Annotated in this window: 11 protein-coding genes; 5 read left to right on the forward strand and 6 right to left on the reverse strand. The window is 70.1% G+C overall.

The features are described from left to right. Window positions 1–225: 225 nt before the first annotated feature. On the forward strand, window positions 226–4,308 hold the full coding sequence (locus ACFV0T_RS24655) for a discoidin domain-containing protein (protein ID WP_385782968.1): 4,083 nt from the start codon (window positions 226–228) through the stop codon (window positions 4,306–4,308). Between the two features lie 123 nt (window positions 4,309–4,431). On the opposite strand, the gene ACFV0T_RS24660 is transcribed toward ACFV0T_RS24655, so the two are convergent. Further along, window positions 4,432–5,868 (reverse strand): aldehyde dehydrogenase, encoded by a 1,437-nt coding sequence (locus ACFV0T_RS24660; protein ID WP_385782970.1) that lies wholly within the window; start codon window positions 5,866–5,868, stop codon window positions 4,432–4,434. Between the two features lie 338 nt (window positions 5,869–6,206). On the opposite strand from ACFV0T_RS24660, the gene ACFV0T_RS24665 reads away from it, so the two are divergent. Then, the gene (locus tag ACFV0T_RS24665; protein ID WP_385782972.1) at window positions 6,207–6,908 is read left to right on the forward strand and encodes a TetR/AcrR family transcriptional regulator; all 702 of its coding nucleotides are present in this window, start codon (window positions 6,207–6,209) and stop codon (window positions 6,906–6,908) included. Between the two features lie 197 nt (window positions 6,909–7,105). Here the strand turns inward: ACFV0T_RS24665 and ACFV0T_RS24670 are convergent, their stop codons facing one another. The 5 genes from ACFV0T_RS24670 to ACFV0T_RS24690 all read right to left on the reverse strand — a co-directional run bounded on the left by ACFV0T_RS24670 (window position 7,106) and on the right by ACFV0T_RS24690 (window position 13,745). Next, window positions 7,106–8,251 carry an RNA polymerase sigma factor gene (locus ACFV0T_RS24670; RefSeq protein ID WP_385783057.1) on the reverse strand — a complete coding sequence of 382 codons (1,146 nt, stop codon included), beginning with the start codon at window positions 8,249–8,251 and terminating at the stop codon, window positions 7,106–7,108. An 8-nt stretch (window positions 8,252–8,259) separates the two neighbouring features. Continuing rightward, window positions 8,260–8,667, reverse strand: coding sequence for a YciI family protein (locus ACFV0T_RS24675; RefSeq protein WP_385782975.1), 408 nt, complete (start codon window positions 8,665–8,667; stop codon window positions 8,260–8,262). 467 nt (window positions 8,668–9,134) lie between these two features. Then, entirely contained in the window at window positions 9,135–9,767 is a 633-nt protein-coding gene (locus tag ACFV0T_RS24680; protein WP_385782978.1) for a hypothetical protein, read from the reverse strand. 33 nt (window positions 9,768–9,800) lie between these two features. Continuing rightward, on the reverse strand, window positions 9,801–10,358 hold the full coding sequence (locus tag ACFV0T_RS24685; RefSeq protein ID WP_385782981.1) for a hypothetical protein: 558 nt from the start codon (window positions 10,356–10,358) through the stop codon (window positions 9,801–9,803). 846 nt (window positions 10,359–11,204) lie between these two features. After that, entirely contained in the window at window positions 11,205–13,745 is a 2,541-nt protein-coding gene (locus ACFV0T_RS24690) for a SpoIIE family protein phosphatase (RefSeq protein ID WP_385782984.1), read from the reverse strand. Window positions 13,746–14,067: 322 nt separating this feature from the next. Here ACFV0T_RS24690 and ACFV0T_RS24695 point away from each other — a divergent pair, with 322 nt between their 5' ends. The 3 genes from ACFV0T_RS24695 to ACFV0T_RS24705 all read left to right on the forward strand — a co-directional run bounded on the left by ACFV0T_RS24695 (window position 14,068) and on the right by ACFV0T_RS24705 (window position 16,469). Continuing rightward, the gene (locus tag ACFV0T_RS24695; protein WP_385782987.1) at window positions 14,068–14,541 is read left to right on the forward strand and encodes a carboxymuconolactone decarboxylase family protein; all 474 of its coding nucleotides are present in this window, start codon (window positions 14,068–14,070) and stop codon (window positions 14,539–14,541) included. 67 nt (window positions 14,542–14,608) lie between these two features. Next, window positions 14,609–15,373 (forward strand): SDR family NAD(P)-dependent oxidoreductase, encoded by a 765-nt coding sequence (locus ACFV0T_RS24700; RefSeq protein ID WP_385782989.1) that lies wholly within the window; start codon window positions 14,609–14,611, stop codon window positions 15,371–15,373. 199 nt (window positions 15,374–15,572) lie between these two features. Further along, window positions 15,573–16,469, forward strand: coding sequence for an RNA polymerase sigma-70 factor (locus tag ACFV0T_RS24705; protein WP_385782992.1), 897 nt, complete (start codon window positions 15,573–15,575; stop codon window positions 16,467–16,469). Window positions 16,470–16,586 lie beyond the last annotated feature (117 nt).

The raw sequence follows: 16,586 nt of genomic DNA on the forward strand, positions 1-16,586 counted from the left end.
CAAGGGCCTCGGTGTCACGGCGTCGACTCTGGCCCCAGGCCGAAACCTTGTCAATATTAATTCCTAATTTAATAGAAGCTGGAGCCGTCATCCGCCGGAAACCTTGACAGGGTGCACCCGCAGGGGCAGTGTTTGGCAACGTTGTCATGAACGTTGGCAACGTTGTCATGCCTCATCGGGTCGAGCGCCTCGTTCTTTCGACATCCCTGATCGGAGCCAAGCTTCGTGTCGAATCAGTCCTCCCCTCCCTCTCGGCGTGCCGTACTCTCCGCCGGTTCCACCCTGCTCGCCGGATTCGGCGTCGGCATGACCCTGCCGGCGGCCGCCGCGGCGGCCGGAACCGATCGGCCGGGCACGGATTCCGGCCGGGGTGAACTCGCCGCGAACCGACCGGTGACCGTCTCCTCCACCGACTACGCTCCCACTCCGGCCGAGTTCGCCGTCGACGGCCTGACCGGCGTCGGCGTGAAGAACTCGGGCTGGCGCGCCGCGGCCGGTGACCCTCAGTGGATCGCCGTCGACCTCCAGGCGCTGTCCGAGGTGGAGTCGGTGCGGCTCACCTTCGAGGCCACGCTCGACGATCCCCCGTACGTCGACTCCCCGAGCGGTAACCCGCGTCTGGACACCACCGGCCAGGAGATCCTGTCCAGCTGCGCGACCGACTTCGCCATCGAGACCTCCCGCGACCACCAGACCTGGACGGTGGCGTTCCGCACCGATGCGGGCAAGGGCGGGGTGATGGACATCCCGTTCCCGAAGCCCGTCACCGCCCGCTGGGTGCGGATGACCGTGAACAAGCGGTCCAACACCAACCCCGTCGGCCTCAACGGCCTCCAGGTGTACGGCACCTGCCGCACCGCGCGGCCGGCCGCCGCCGGCTGGACCGACTGGGGCACGCACCACGGCACGCCTCCGGCCTTGAAGACCGGCGCGGACGGAACCGTGCCGCTGGAGTCCGGCTGGGACCTGACGATGGACGACTGGGCGGCCGAGGGCGGCGCGGAGCTGTCCAAGCCCTTCGTGGACACCAGCCGTTGGCTGCCCGCGACCGTCCCCGGCACGGTCCTGGCCTCCCTCGTGGACCGCGGTCATCTGCCCGATCCGGTCGCCGGGCTCAACAACCTGCACATCCCCGAGGCCCTCTCCCGCCACTCCTGGTGGTACCGCCGCGAGTTCAGGCTGCCCAAGGGGCTGCGCACGGGGACCGGCCGGCACGTCTGGCTGGAGTTCGACGGCATCAACCACGAGGCCGAGGTCTGGCTCAACGGCTTCGCGGTGGGCACCGTCACGAGCCCGTTCGCCCGCGGTGCCTTCGACGTGACGAAGCTCCTCCAGGACGGCGAGCAGGCCCTCGCCGTGCGGATCAGCCCGATGCCGGTGCCCGGCAGCCCCGGTGACAAGGGTCCGCAGGGTCTTGCCTTCGTCGACGCGGGCGCGAACATCATGAACCGCAACTCACCCACGTACCTGGCCTCTTCGGGCTGGGACTGGATGCCCGCCGTACGGGACCGGGCGGCCGGCATCTGGAACCACGTACGGCTGCGCTCCACCGGTGCGGCCGTCATCGGCGACCCGCGGGTGGAGTCGCGGCTGCCCGATCTGCCGGACACGCGGACGGCCGAGCTGACGGTCACCGTGCCGGTGCGCAACGCCGACACCGGGAGCAGGCGGATCACCGTCTCCGCCGCTTTCGACGACGTACGCGTCACCCGGACGGTCACGGTGGCCGGCGGCGCGAGCGCCGACGTCGTGTTCAGCCCGGCCGACCACCCCCGGCTCAGGCTGCGCGACCCGAAGCTGTGGTGGCCCAACGGCTACGGCGAGGCGGCGCTGCACGGGCTGACGCTGGCCGCCACGGTCGACGGCCAGGAGAGCGACCGGCGCACCACCCGGTTCGGCATCCGCCAGTTCGGCTACGAGTACCAGGTGCCGCTGGTCTTCCAGACCGGCAGCGACGCGTACGCGCAGAGAGTGGACTTCGTCCGGCAGAAGGCGCGTTACGTGCGCGTCGCGTGCCACACCCGGGCCACGGACTGGGGTTCCTCCCTGTGGAGCCTGAGCGTCGCCGACAGCGCGGCACCGGACACCGACCTCGCCCTGCACAGGCCGGCCACCGCCTCGACGGTCGACACCGACTCCAACGGCGCCGGGAACGTCACGGACGGCGACGCCGGTACACGGTGGTCCTCCGCCTTCGAGGACGAGCAGTGGGTCCAGGTCGACCTGGGCTCCTCCCTCTCCTTCGATCACGTGGTCCTCACCTGGGAGCAGGCCTACGCGAAGACGTACACCGTCCAGGTGTCGGACGACGGCGAGAGGTGGACCGACGCGAAGGCCGTGGACAACTCGGCGGTACCGCTGCCGTTCCACACCTCGGGCTCGGCGAGCCTGCAGAACGTGGACTTCGCCGCGCGGACCGCACGCCATGTGCGGATCCTCTGTCACCGACGGGCCACCAGCTGGGGCTCGTCGATGTGGGGGCTGTCCGTGGTGGACAGCAGCGCCGCCGACACCGACCTCGCCCTGCGCAAGAGGGCCACCTCCTCGTCGGTCGAGCAGGACTCCAACGGGCCGGGGAACGCCGTCGACGGCAACCCCGACACCCGCTGGGCCTCGGCCTACGAGGACGAGCAGTGGATCCAGGTCGACCTCGGCGCTCCGGTCCGGTTCGACCGGGTGGCGATCACCTGGGAGCAGGCGTACGCGAGGACGTACACCGTCCAGGTGTCGGACGACGGCGAGAAATGGACGGATGTCACCTCCGTCGACAACTCCGTCGAGCCGCTCAGGATCAGCGTCAACGGCGTCCGCGTCTTCTGCCGCGGCGGCAACTGGGGCTGGGACGAACTGCTGCGCCGGATGCCCGCCGAACGTATGGACGCGGCCGTCCGGATGCACCGCGACATGAACTTCACCATGATCCGCAACTGGGTCGGGTGCAGCAACCGTGAGGAGTTCTTCGCGAGTTGCGACGAGCACGGCCTGCTCGTATGGAACGACTTCCCCAACGCCTGGGGCATGGACCCGCCCGACCACCGGCTGTTCCTCGACGCCGCGCGGGACACGGTGCGGCGGTACCGCATCCACCCCAGTGTGGTGGTGTGGTGCGGCGCCAACGAGGGCAACCCTCCCGGCCCGGTCGACGAGGGCATGCGCAGGGCGGTGCAGGACGCGGCGCCGGACGTGCTGTACCAGAACAACTCGGCCGGCGGCATCGTCACGGGTGGCGGTCCCTACGGCTGGGTGGAACCCGAGCGCTACTTCTCGCCGGGGACCTACGGCAGTGGCGACTTCGGCTTCCACACGGAGATAGGCATGCCCGTCGTCCCGACGGCGCAGACCATGCGCCGGCTCGTCGGCGACGAGCCCGAGTGGCCGGTGGGCGGCGCCTGGTACCACCACGACTGGAGCACCCGCGGCAACCAGGCCCCGCAGAACTATCTGGCGGCCGTCGAGGCGCGGCTCGGCACCGTGAGGGACCTCGACGATTTCTGCCGTAAGGCGCAGTTCGTCAACTACGAGAACTTCCGTGCCATGTTCGAGGCCTGGAACGCGAATCTGTGGGACAACGCGACGGGTCTGATGCTGTGGATGTCGCACCCCGCCTGGTACAGCACCGTCTGGCAGACGTACGACTACGACTTCGACGTGAACGGCGCCTATTACGGCGCCCGCAAGGCCAACGAGGCCCTGCACGTCCAGGCAGATCCGCGGGACGGCCGGGTCATCGCGGTCAACCACACCCCGGACCGTGTCGATCGCGCCACGGTGACCGCGACGTTCTTCGACCTGTCGGGGCGCGAGGTCGCCGCGCGGCAGCGGAAGTCGGTCGACATCGCCGCGTCCGCCACGGCGGAGGCGTTCACCGCGGGCTGGACAGACGCCCTGCCGGACCTCCACCTGCTGCGGCTGCGCCTGGAGGACTCGCGGGGTGGGCTGCTGGCGGAGAACACCTACTGGCGCCACCGGGACGCACCGGCCATGCAGGCGCTGAACCGCGCCGCCCGGACCCGGCTGTCCGTCGAGGTCACCGAAACGGACCGGACGGGCGGGCGCGGCGGGCTCACCGCGGGTGTGCGCAACAAGGGCGGGTCGGTCGCGGCGATGGTACGCGTCTCGCTCGTCGACTCCACGACCGGCGAGCGGGTGCTGCCGACCCTGTACAGCGACAACTACCTGTGGCTGCTTCCCGGTGAGTCCCGCACGCTCACGCTGTCCTGGCCGGCGCAGGCGCTGCGCTCGGGCAAGCCGAAGCTGCGGGTGGAGGCGTACAACGCGCCGGCGGTGACCGCGACGGCGCAGCACTGAGCCGCCGGCCCGCGCCTGACCCGCGGGCCGGTGCACGTCGGGCGGGCGGTCACGCAGTCCCGGGGACGACACGGCCCCCGGTCCCCGGGACGCGGTGACCGCCCGCCTCCCCCACCGAGGCCGTCAGGGGAGGTAGACCGACTGGAACTTCTGATACGGGCTGATCCCCTCTGGTCCCAGTTCCGTTCCGAGGCCGCTGGACTTCCACCCTCCGAACGGGGCCGCGGGCTCGGGAAGATAGTGGTTGATGCCCACGGTGCCGGTGTCCATACGGCGGGCCAGTCGGGCGCCGCGTTCCACGTCATCGGTCCAGACGGACCCCGCGAGCCCGTAGACGGAGTCGTTGGCGAGGGAGACCGCGTCGTCCTCACCGTCATAGAGCGTGATCGTCAGGACGGGTCCGAAGATCTCCTCCTGCCAGATGGTGGACGTGCTCTTCACATCGGCGAAGATCGTGGGCTCCACGAACCAGCCCGCCTCCAGTCCCGGCGGCCGGCCTCCCCCGGTGGTCAGCCGGGCACCCTCGATCCTGCCTTTGTCGATGTAGCCCTCCACGCGGTCCCGCTGCCGTTCGCTGACGAGGGGGCCGATCTGCGTCGAGGGGGAGAGCGCGTTCCCCACGACCGCGCCCCGGGCCAGTTGGGTGTAGAAGTCCACCACCTCGGCGTACCGGCTCACGGGAGCCAGGATCCTCGTACTCGCGTAGCAGCACTGGCCGTTGTTGACCAGACTGGCCAGGAAGAGCTGCTCGGCGTGGGCGGCGAGGTCGGCGTCGTCGAGGATCACCGCCGCCGACTTGCCACCCAGCTCCAACGTGACCGGCCGCACCGACCGGGCACACGCCGCGGCGACCGCACGGCCCGCCGGCACCGAGCCGGTGAAGGAGACCTTGTCCACCCCGGGTTCGGAGACCAGGTGCGCCCCGAGTTCCGGGCCACCGGGCACGATGTTGATCACGCCGGGGGGAAGGTCCGCCGCCTCGATCGCCTCCGCCAGCAACACCGAGTCGAGCACGGTCTGCCGTGCCGGTTTGAGGACGACCGTGCAGCCTGCCGCCAGGGCCGGCGCGATCTTGAAGAAGGCGAGGGTCTGCGGGAAGTTCCACGGCACGATGGCCGCCACCACACCGACAGGTTCACGCCGTACCGACGCGGAGCCGCCCGCCAGGCCCGGGCGGCTCTCCTCCCGCGAGGCATCACCGGCCAGGGCGGCGTAGTAGCGCAGCAGAGCAGCCGGCACCGCCCCGTCGAAGTGCCCGTTGACGGAGATCGGGCAACCGTTCTGCGCGCTGCCGAGGGAAGCCAACTGGACACCTCTGGCGTCCAGTTCTTCGGCCAGCCTGATCATGGCCGCCGCACGGCGCTCCGGTTCCCACCTCGGCCATCCCTCAGCGGCGTCGAATGCCGTTCTGGCCGCTCGGACGGCGTTCTCGATATCGAGACCCACCCCTTCAGGCACTGATCCCAAGCGCTCACCGGTACTTGCCGAGGTGACCGTGATGGCATCACTCCCGGCGGGTGCCGACCATTTCCCCCCGATGAACAGGCGAGTCACGTCCATGGCACGTTCACTTCTCTCGGCTGTGGCGATTCTGGGCGCCCGCCCGCCCGCCGGAAGTTCTCGGCGAGGCGGTGGCGAGGGCGCGGGGCCGCACGGGCCGCGTCCAAGAATATGTCCCAGATTACACCATCTGAGGGCAAGTGCCCACAGATGGGAAAAATCGGCCTACTATGACAGCAAGGCGCAGGTCCCTCGACGGTCCGACGACCGAACAAGGATCCCGCAGAGGACCGCACAGCCACGCGCCTGCGGGGAGACGGCCGTGAGAATGTACGCAATTGCCCTCGGGCGGCAGTCCGTCAGACGGTGTCTGCGTTGCGAAGCGAGGCGGTTTCGACATGAGGACGTACGACGGAAGGACCGCCGAGGAGCGCGTCGCCGCGCGGCGACAGCGCATCATGGAATCCGGTCTGGAACTGTTCTGCACCCTTGGGTACTCGCGGACGTCCATCCGCGCGGTGCTGCGCCACAGCAAGTTGCAGGACCGCTACTTCACGGAGAGCTTCTCGTCGCTGGACGACTTGATGGCCGGCATCGTCAAGGAAATCTACGCCGATGAGACCACGCGCTGCCGGGCCGCCGTCGAATCCGGCGGGCAGCGCCGCGACCGGGCACAGCGCATGCTCGACGTGCTGACCCATGGACTGATCGACGACCCGAGGAAGGGTCGCATCAAGCTGGTCGAGTCACTGGCGGCCGGCCCTCTGACAGCGCAGGAGCGACGACGGGGACTGTTGGGCATGGCAGGACTGGTGGAATCCTTGCTGACCGCGGGCTGGCGCGATCCCGCGGTCCAGCCGGCAGTCATGGCCATGATGCTGGTCGGTGGCGTGAACCAGATTCTGCTCAACTGGATCGACGGCATCTTCGCCGGCTCCTCGCGCGAGGACGTCGTGGAGCAGGTGTTGCACGCGTTCGATGCCGTGGTGGATCTCGGCACGGGGACGGCCCCGCGGACGGGAAGGCAGGACCCTTCGCGAGGAAGGCATCACCCCCAGGGCAGGCCGACAGTGCTCGCGCCACCGGAACCGACCGCGTGACGCACGGCGTACGCGAATGACGTAAGGCGTACGCGAATGACGCTCAGCGGGACCTGAGCCGCCTTGGTCCAGACAGGCCGCCTCGATTCCCTCTGCCGCTGTACGCCCGTCCGCACGCGAGCCGCCGCGCCCGGGGGAACCCCTCGCTCGGTCAGACCGCCATCAGGCACTGGTGCGGACGTACAGAGCGCGACCCGTCAGCCGCTCCGGCGGGCGTTGAGACGGGCGGCCTGCCGTGTGAGGTAATCGCGCTCGGCGAGGTTGGGTGCCCGCAGGGCCGCCTCGACGTACAGCCGTGCCGCCGTCGCCAGGTCGCCGTCGCGCTCGTGGAGGTACGCCGCCACTGCGGTGTGGCGGGGTAGTGAGTCGTTCAGCGCCGCGAGGGCCGCGAGGCCGGCGCGCGGTCCGTCGGCCTCGCCGACGGCCACCGCGCGGTTGAGCCGGACGATCGGGCTGTCGGTCAGGCGCGCGAGCTCGTCGTACCACTCGACGATCTGCACCCAGTCGGTCTCCTGGGCGCTGGGCGCGTCGGCGTGGAGCGCCGCGATGGCGGCCTGGGCCTGGAACTCGCCCAACCGGTCCCGGGCGAGGGCCGCCTGGAGGATCCGGACGCCTTCCGCGATCGACTCGGTGTCCCACCGGCCACGGTCCTGCTCGGCGAGCGGCACCAGGCTGCCGTCGGCCGCGGTCCGGCTGGCACGCCGGGCATGATGGAGCAGCATGAGGGCGAGCAGCCCCGCCACTTCGGGGTGCTCGATGGCGGCCGCGAGCTGCCGGGTGAGCCGGATGGCCTCGGCGGCGAGGTCGACGTCGCCGGAGTAGCCCTCGTTGAAGACCAGGTAGAGGACGCGCAGCACGGTGGCGACGTCGCCGGGCTGGTCGAACCGCACGCCGGAGACCGTGCGCTTGGCACGGCTGATGCGCTGGGCCATGGTCGCCTCGGGCACCAGGTAGGCCCGCGCGATCTGGCGGGTGGTCAGCCCGCCCACGGCGCGCAGGGTGAGCGCGACCGCGGACGACGGCGTCAGGGACGGGTGGGCGCACAGGAAATAGAGCTGGAGCGTGTCGTCCACGGCGGGCGCGGGCCCGGGCGCCGGCTCCTCGTCGGCGCGGTCCTCACGCCGACGACGGGCGGCGTCCGCCCGGGTAGCGTCGAGGAACCGGCGCCACGCCACGGCGATCAGCCAGCCCTTCGCGTCCCGCGGCGGGTCGGCCGGCCACACGCGAACCGCCTCGACCAGCGCGTCCTGCACGGCGTCCTCGGCCGCCGCGAAGTCGGCTCCGCGGCGGACGAGGATCCCGAGCACGCTCGGTGTGAGACTCCGGAGCAGGGCCCCGTTCATCGTTGAGGTCACTCCGTGATGGTGGGCGGCTCGGTCAGGAACGGGCGCAGTTCGAGCCACTCGTGGATCGGCTCCCCACCCTTCCCAGGGGCGGCCGACAGTTCCCCGGCCAGCTCGACGGCGCGCTCGTAGCTGTCGACGTCGATCACCATCCAGCCGGCGATGAGGTCCTTGGTCTCGGCGAACGGGCCGTCGGTGACCGGCGGGCGCCCCTCCCCGTCGTACCGGACGAACGTGCCCTCGGGGGCAAGCGCCTGACCATCGACGAACTCACCGGTCTTCTCGAGCCGGGCCGCGAACTCGTGCATGTACTGCACGTGCGCGGAGATCTCCTCCGGCGTCCACTGGTCCATGGGCACGTCGTTGACCGCGGCCGGTGCGCCCCGGTAGTGCTTGAGCAGCAAGTACTTGGCCATCGTGGTTCTCCTCGGTGCTGGTGCGACCCCATTCTGGTCGCGTTCACCCCGGGGACGAAGCCACGCGCGGGTTCTCGACATCGCCGTCCAAGATTTTTCGGCCGCTGATCTGTTCGGCGTGGAGGGCATGCGCTTCTTCGGCATCACCCGCGATCTCATGCGCGATGGCCGACGGGAGCCGTACGACCCAGGGCGGGGGGAGGAGGCCGGACGACCCGGGATCCGGCCTCGCACAGTTCACGTGCGGCTGCCGGTGTCACGCACTGATCGCCACGACGGTGTCACGCACTGATCGCCACGACGCAGACCACGCACCGTGACGATCAGACGAGTGCCGTCCCTGGACGACCACCCCTGGACGAGTCGGGCAAAAGACCCCTTCCCTCTCTTTCAGGGAGCGCGATCGGTTCACAGTCGATTCACAGCGGAGGGCGGCGCACCCTGCCGGAACCGGCGCCGGAGGAGCCTCACGTGGTGAGCAGCCTCCTGAAGAACGACCGGTAGCGACGAAGGGCCCCGCGCAGCTCCTCAGTACTCACCTGCTCACCCTCGCCCCACTGGCCTTCGAGGTCCTTCTTGTGTTGCGAGAATGTGGCCGCGAGGGTCTGCATGACTTCCGCCACCAGAGCATCCGCGTCGTGCACAGCATCGCGTGGGTCGTCCACGAACTTGCTCTGGATCTCTTGCCAACGATCACGAAACGCTCGTCCCTCGTCGTCCGTCAGCAGTTGGGGAGCCTCGTCCTCCGCGGTCCCCGACTCACTTCCCGCGCCCCGTTGACGCTCCGAGCCAGGGGCATCCGATGTACCCGTGGCGTCCCGCGCTCCGGTCATGTCCGAGGTACCGGGGGCGTCCGACCCGGCCGTGGCGTCCGATGTACCCGGGGCAGAGGTTGCGGCCTCACCCTCGGGCGCACCCGTGGCGGGAGAACCGCCCCGCCGCTCCTTCTCGGCCGACCTGGCTGCCTCTCCCGGGAAGACCGGGGGCCGTGTGGAAGCCTTCTTCGCCTCGCCCGGCATCTCTTCGGTACCGGTCGGCCGGACCAGGTCCTCGGTGGTCAGGGCAGTCCTCGAGCGATTCTTGTCCTCATGGCTGTGCATGGCGTCGTCCCTCCATGCGGATCGATATCAATGTCAGGACCGGGCGGGCTGTGCGCGGCCGCCGTCGGAGAGCAACTCCTCGAACAGAGCGCGGTAGTGCACCATGGCACCCCGCAGCTGCTCCGTCGTCGCCTGGCTGCTCGTACTGATGGATTCCACGTCGTGCGCGGCACGGTAGTGCTCCAGCGTGCGGCCGTGCTCCACCGACAGGTCCTTCATCTGCTGCTCGAACCCCTCGGTCGGATATCCCCGCTCATGCATGAGCGAGGTCACCAGCTGGTCCGCGTCATGCACAGCGTCCACCGGCCGGTCGACGAACTCCTCCTGCACACTGCCCCACTCCTGCGTGTAGCGGTCTTTCGATCCAGCGGGCAGCGGCTTGATCTCCAGCGAGTCATGGCGCTTCTCGCGCTCCCTGAGCTCGCGGTCGGCGGCGATCCGGCTGCCGGACCCCTCGACCGTCCGCTCGTATTCGGGTCCGAAGCGTTCACGGAGGTGGCGGCGACGCATCAGCAGTGCGACCGCCACGATGGCCAGGGCTATCACCACCACGATCGGGATGATGATGGCCAGAAGCGTTCCCGTAGACATGAGGCGCACGCTCCTCAACGAGTAGTGACATACATCCAACGACTTCCCTGATGCACCATTTGTACACACTCGCCACCCCTGAGGCGGCAGACCCGTCCCGGGTCGACACCGCCCGGACCGCTGCGACGGTCCCACCCACTCCAGCCCGGGCCGCTGCTTCGATTCGGCGAACCCCCACACCGCGAAGCGCGCGTGCAGACCCCGTCGCCGACCATGCCGGCGCCGTACGTCCCGGACCGATCGCACCGCGCGACACTCCACAACCGCGTACCAGGCGAAGCCTCCGAGGCGCACGTCCGCTCGACCCGTGATCACTGCGCCCGGCCGCGGCAGCGGCCGCGTCCTCGGATCGCGGTCCGCCGGAAGGCCGGGCGCCGTCACGGAGCGCGGACAGGGGGGCGACCGACCGACCCGGAACGCGCTGGCGCGCTCCTCCCCCGGCACGCTCAGGCCCCCTCTGCGAATGTCACGCAGGAGGGGGCCTGTTGAGGAAGTCCGGTCCCGAACCCAGGGCCCGGTGGGTGAGTTCTCGGGCGCTTCGACCGAGGTGGGCCCCCGGCCGAGCGGATCAAGTGGTTCGCGAACCCGATCGTTGCTGCCTCGTGTGAACGTGCGCGGGTCGAGCGGGTGACCGCGGGATCGGTGGGGCGCCTTGGCGTGCAGGCCGTTGCCTGTCGCGGCACTAAGGGCTGTCCCGTAATCCCTGGTGGATCAGCGCGCGGCGTCAGATGCGGTGCATCGCAAGGCGGAGGGTCGTCCGCATACTGGGCGTATGCGGGCGATCCGACAACGCGGCGAGGTGCCGTAGCTGTCGTCGTGCGCCCGCCGGGGATTACGGGACAGCCCTTAGGCACTCCGTACTGAGGTGGGCGTTCCCTGCAAAGCGACCCGCGGGCTGGTGTCGAGAGCGTCGGTCGCCCCCGCCGGTGGGTCCATTTCGACCCAGACGACTTTGCCGCCCGCCACCGATCGGGCACCCCACCTGCGGGACATCTGCGCGACCAGGAAGAGGCCGCGGCCGTGCTCGTCCGTGGTGCGTGCGCGACGCAGACGCGGGGAGCAGACGCCGGTGTCGAACACTTCGCAGGTCAGGACTTGGTGCCTGAGCAACCGCAGACCGATCGGGCCGTCGCTGTGGCGGACCGCGTTGGTGACCAGTTCGCTGACGATCAGCCGGGTGGAGTCCTCGAGACCTTCCAGGCCCCATTCGGCCAGCTGGAGAGCTGCCAGGTTACGGGCGCGGCGGGCGGCACTCTCGTCGCCGGGGAGCGTCCACGAGGCGACCCTGGCCGGGCCGAGCGAACGGGGCCGCACGAGGAGCAGCGTGGCGTCGTCGGACACCTCCTGGCCCGGGCGGGTCTCCGTCGCGATGTCGCAGAGGTCGTCCAGGGACCGGCCGGGCTGCGCGAGTGCGGTGCCCAGGCGGCGCATTCCCTCCTCGATGTCATGGTCGGGGGTCTCGATCAGACCGTCGGTGTAGAGGGCCAGCAGGCTTCCCTCGGGCAGTTCCAGCTCCACTGCCTCGAAGGGGTCTCCCATCCCGGTGCCCAGCGGATTTCCGGCGGGAAGGTCCACGAACGTCACCTGGCCGTGCGGGTCGACGATCGCGGGCGGAGGATGCCCCGCGCGGGCCATGGTGCACCGGCGGGTGGCCGGGTCGTAGACGGCGTACAGGCAGGTCGCGCCCGCGGAGGCGGGGGCCTGGGACGGGGAGTCGACGTCTTCTTCGGCCAGCCGGTGGACGGTGTCGTCGAGGCAGGCCAGCAGTTCATCGGGGGGCAGGTCCATATCGGCGAGCGTGCCGACGGCAGCGCGGAGCCGGCCCATGATCGCGGCGGCGTGCACGCCGTGTCCGACCACATCGCCGACGACGAGGGCCACCCGGGCGCCGGACAACGGGATCACGTCGAACCAGTCGCCGCCGACGCCGTGGTCCACATCGGCCGGCAGGTAGCGTGAGGCCGCCTCGACCGCCGTACCGCCCGCCAGGCGGTGGGGCAGCAGATTGCGCTGGAGCGCGAGGGCGGCGGTGTGCTCACGGGCGTACCGACGGGCGTTGTCCAGCGACAGCGCGGCACGTCCGACGAGTTCCTCGGCCAGCAACAGGTCGACGTCCTGGAACGGCACCGGGTCCTCGGTCCGCATGAAGAACACCATGCCCAGCAGGGCGCGCCGGGTACGGATGGGTACCACCATCAGTGAGTGCACGCCGTGCCGACGGACCCTCTCCGCCAGTGCCGGACTCCGTTCGAGCCACGTCCCCGGGGCGGCGTCCAGGACCGGCTCCAGGTGGGACCTGCCGGTGCGCAGGACATCGACGGCGGGCTCGATGTCAGGCACTTGGACCGGCTCACCGCGTACCCATGGGGACTCCGGGACCCCTTGGCGGATCGACGCGAGACCGGCCCGCCGGAACACGGGAAAACGGTCCCCCAGCGGGCCGATGCGGACCGGAGGGCCCTCACCGAACGGGACGGACTCCTCCAGGTCGACGGCGACGTAGTCGGCGAGCAGGGGCACGGCGAGGTCGGCCAGCTCCTGGCCTGCCTGCATCACATCCAGGGTGCTGCCCAGGCGTGCACTGGCCTGGCTGAGGACGGCGAGGCGTTCACGTGTCTGCCGGCTCTCGGCGCCATCCACGCTGATGACGCACACTCCCAGCGGCCGGCCGTCGGCGCCCAGGAGGCAGTGGCACGACACCGCGGCCGGGCGATTGCGGCCCAGGCTCTCCGGCAGCCACTTCCGGTACTCGTGGACCAGGGGGGCACCGCTCTGGAACACCTGCCGCATCATCGCCTCGAGCACTGCGGCGTTGTCGCCGGGCAGCACGTCGGTGAACCGGCGCCCCAGCCGCCGGTCGGGGGAGATGCCGTCGTGCCTCTCCATGGCGTCGTTGGTGAAGACGCACCGCAGCTGCTGGTCACGGATGACGACGCCGATCGGCGCGCGGGAGAGCAGCCGCCCCCACACGGCTCCGTTCATCCCTTCCCCCGACAGCGCCCCGGTGTCGACCAAGGAAAGGAGCCACCGCGCTTCTCCGTCCCGCCCCCGCAGCATCGACATGCGCAGGCTGACGTCGAGCATGTGGCCGTCCCGGTGGCGCACCCCCGTCGTGCCCGGCCAGCCGTTCTGGGCGCGGCACTGGTCGACGAATGCCGATGTCGTCGATGCCGCCCCGAAGGACGGGAGGAGAAATGCGGCGAACCGGCCCACCGCGGCCCTCGCGGAGTACTGGACGAGCTGCTCGGCGGCCCGCGTCCATCCGACCACCGTGCCGTGCTGGTCCAGCAGCGCGATGGCCGTGTCGGACACGTCGGACGCACTCAGCTGCTTACCGAGCGTCATCACGGAGGGGCTTGTCCTGGTCTTGGTCATGGTCATGGTCATGGGATCGCCGTCCTCGATGGCACGGGGGGTGGGTAGCGTAGGAGCTCTAAGGCGATTCGCCCCTTTTGCCCCATTGACCCGACAGGCCTCTGCTTTGTGACAGCACGGCCAGCGATGCCACGCACAGTCGGTACGAGTGACCCTCGCCACTCTCAACGCCCCGAACGTCGGGCCTCGCCGCCCTCACGCCCCGACCCTCGGACCTCTCCGCCCTCGCCACGCCCGGTCTGTGGAGTGTCCGCCGTCACACCCACGCCCCTGTCACATTCGGTCTCGGTGTCCGGTCAGTAGTGCGTATCCACACCCCACCAGGGAGTTCACCATGGAATCGCGCATCAACTACTTCGCCAACGCCTTCGCCGGCAAGGTGCTGAAGCACATCAACTCCGCGAGCAAGGTGGTGTCGGAGTCCGGCCTGCCGATCACCACCCAGGAGTTGGTGAAGATCCGCGCCAGCCAGATCAACGGCTGCGGTTTCTGCACCGACATGCACACCAAGGACGCCGCAGAAGCCGGTGAGACCGCCCAGCGGCTCAACCTCGTCGCCACCTGGCGAGAGGCCACCATGTTCACCGACGCGGAGCGTGCCGCCCTGGAACTGGCGGAGCAGGGCACCCGCATCGCGGACGCGGCCGGCGGCGTGAGCGACGAGGCCTGGCAGAACGCCGCCAAGCACTACGACGAGGACCAGCTCGCCGCGCTCATCTCACTCATCGCCGTCATCAACGCCTACAACCGCATCAACGTCATCAACCAGCAGCCCGCCGGCAGCTACCAGCCCGGTCAGTTCGGCTGAGCGAGCCACCTCACCCGGCGCCCGACATCGACATCTCCGACCCTCGCACATCGATCAAGGTGATCAAATGTCCAGCCCTACAGCCCAGCCCTTCGCGGACCGTGTCGCCATCGTCACCGGCGCGGGTTCAGGCATCGGCCGAGCTACGGCGATAGCCCTGGCGAAGTCGGGGGCTCGCGTTCTCGGTGTCGGCCGCCGAAAGGGCGCCCTGGAGGCGACCGCCCGCGAGCACCCCCACATCGCGGTACTGCCGCTCGACATCTGCGCGGACCACGCCGCCGACACCGTCGTCAGCACCGCGGTGGAGCGGTGGGGGCGGCTCGACCTGCTCGTGAACAACGCAGGCACCACCGCCGTCATGCCGCTGGCGGAGACGGATCGCTCGGTGATCAGCTATCTGTTCGAACTCAACGTGACGGCGCCGAGCCTGCTCGCCCACGCGGCCCTGCCGCATCTGCGCGAGTCGTCCGGCTCCATCGTCAACGTGTCCAGCACCTACGGCCACCGGCCCCTGGCCGGTGCGGCGCACTACGCAGCCACCAAGAGCGCCCTGGAGCAACTGACACGGAGCTGGGCACTCGAACTCGCCTCCGAGGGTGTCCGTGTCAACGCCGTCGCCCCAGGCCCCACGGAGACCGACGTGCTGGCCGCGGCGGGCCTTCCCGAGGACGCCATCAGGGAGCTGCGCGCCTCCGAGCGCGCGCGCATCCCCACCGGCCGGCTCGGCGACCCCCGGGACATCGCGGACTGGATCGTGCGCATCGCCGACCCGCAGGGGCCGCACGTCACCGGGCAGGTACTGACGATCGACGGAGGGCTCGAACTCGCCTGACCGACCGTGTCGGGGGCGCTTCGGCTCCCGCACCGGTGTGCGGCATCGCCGCCCCTCCGCGGTCCGTGAGTGCCGCACCAGCTGCCGCCGCCGTACGCAAGATCCGGTGAGGCCGCCGCGCAGGCGGCCCTCAGCGGTGGACACCACCGCGACGGCTTGTAGCGTGGATGTCCGAGGCTGGAAGGCAGGACCACGGACCATGCACGCTGGTGACAACACTGACTCCCTCGACCAGGCGACGAAGGACTTCCTCGCGGCCCGGCCGCGGCTTTTCGGGATCGCGTACCGCGTGCTCGGCAGCGCGGTGGAGGCCGAGGACATCCTTCAGGAGGCATGGCTGCGGTGGCAGGACACCGACCGCACGCGCGTCGTCGAGCCGACGGCCTTCCTGACCACGGTCACCGCCCGTCTGGCCATCAACCACGCTCAGTCCGCCAGGATGCGGCGGGAGTCCTACGTGGGGCCCTGGCTTCCCGAACCGGTCGACACCAGGGCCGATCCACAGGTGGGCGCCGAACGCGCGGAGGCGATCGAACTGGCCGTGCTCTTCCTCCTCGAGAAACTGAACCCGGTGGAACGCACGGCCTATGTCCTGAGGGAAGCCTTCGACTACCCCTACAAGCAGATCGCCGACATGCTGGAGACGAGCGAGACCAACGCCCGCCAGTTGGTGAGCCGTGCGCGCAGGCACCTGGCCGCCGAACGCAAGGAGCGGGTCGAACCGGCTGAACACCGGCGTCTGCTGGAGGTGTTTCTCACCGCTGCCCGGACGGGCGATCTGGCGGTGCTCGAGAACGTGCTCGCCGCGGATGTCGTCAGCTACTCGGACGGCGGAGGAATGCGCGGCGCGACGAAGATCCCGGTCATCGGGCGCTCCCATGTGTCGAAGTACCTGACCGCCTTCGCACCTCGGTTCTGGCCCCAGGCGGACACCCGATGGGTCGAGGCCAACGGCCGTCCGGCCGTACTCGTCACCTCCGCGGGCCAGGCCGTGGCCCTGCTGTCCGTCGATGTGTCCCCGGAGGGGATCGACCGCATCCTGTGGATCCTCAACCCGTCCAAACTGGCGCCCTACGTGGCCTCTTTGACCAGCTGAGGTTCACGTCCGGGAGGTCACCGACCAGCCGGTCCAGGACCGGACATGGCGCTCGGCGATGGCGCCCCGCAGACCCGCGGGGCGTCGCGCGGTCGCTGCTCGCGGGAGAGCACGTCC

It is taken from the genome of Streptomyces sp. NPDC059582 (assembly GCF_042735715.1).
Taxonomy (GTDB): domain Bacteria; phylum Actinomycetota; class Actinomycetes; order Streptomycetales; family Streptomycetaceae; genus Streptomyces.

Coding starts and splice junctions, on each gene's coding strand:
- ACFV0T_RS24660 (WP_385782970.1), bottom strand. CDS start 5,868: ATGGACGTGACTCGCCTGTTCATCGGGGGGAAATGGTCGGCACCCGCC.
- ACFV0T_RS24665 (WP_385782972.1), top strand. CDS start 6,207: ATGAGGACGTACGACGGAAGGACCGCCGAGGAGCGCGTCGCCGCGCGG.
- ACFV0T_RS24670 (WP_385783057.1), bottom strand. CDS start 8,251: ATGAACGGGGCCCTGCTCCGGAGTCTCACACCGAGCGTGCTCGGGATC.
- ACFV0T_RS24675 (WP_385782975.1), bottom strand. CDS start 8,667: ATGGCCAAGTACTTGCTGCTCAAGCACTACCGGGGCGCACCGGCCGCG.
- ACFV0T_RS24680 (WP_385782978.1), bottom strand. CDS start 9,767: ATGCACAGCCATGAGGACAAGAATCGCTCGAGGACTGCCCTGACCACC.
- ACFV0T_RS24685 (WP_385782981.1), bottom strand. CDS start 10,358: ATGTCTACGGGAACGCTTCTGGCCATCATCATCCCGATCGTGGTGGTG.
- ACFV0T_RS24690 (WP_385782984.1), bottom strand. CDS start 13,745: ATGACCATGACCATGACCAAGACCAGGACAAGCCCCTCCGTGATGACG.
- ACFV0T_RS24695 (WP_385782987.1), top strand. CDS start 14,068: ATGGAATCGCGCATCAACTACTTCGCCAACGCCTTCGCCGGCAAGGTG.
- ACFV0T_RS24700 (WP_385782989.1), top strand. CDS start 14,609: ATGTCCAGCCCTACAGCCCAGCCCTTCGCGGACCGTGTCGCCATCGTC.
- ACFV0T_RS24705 (WP_385782992.1), top strand. CDS start 15,573: ATGCACGCTGGTGACAACACTGACTCCCTCGACCAGGCGACGAAGGAC.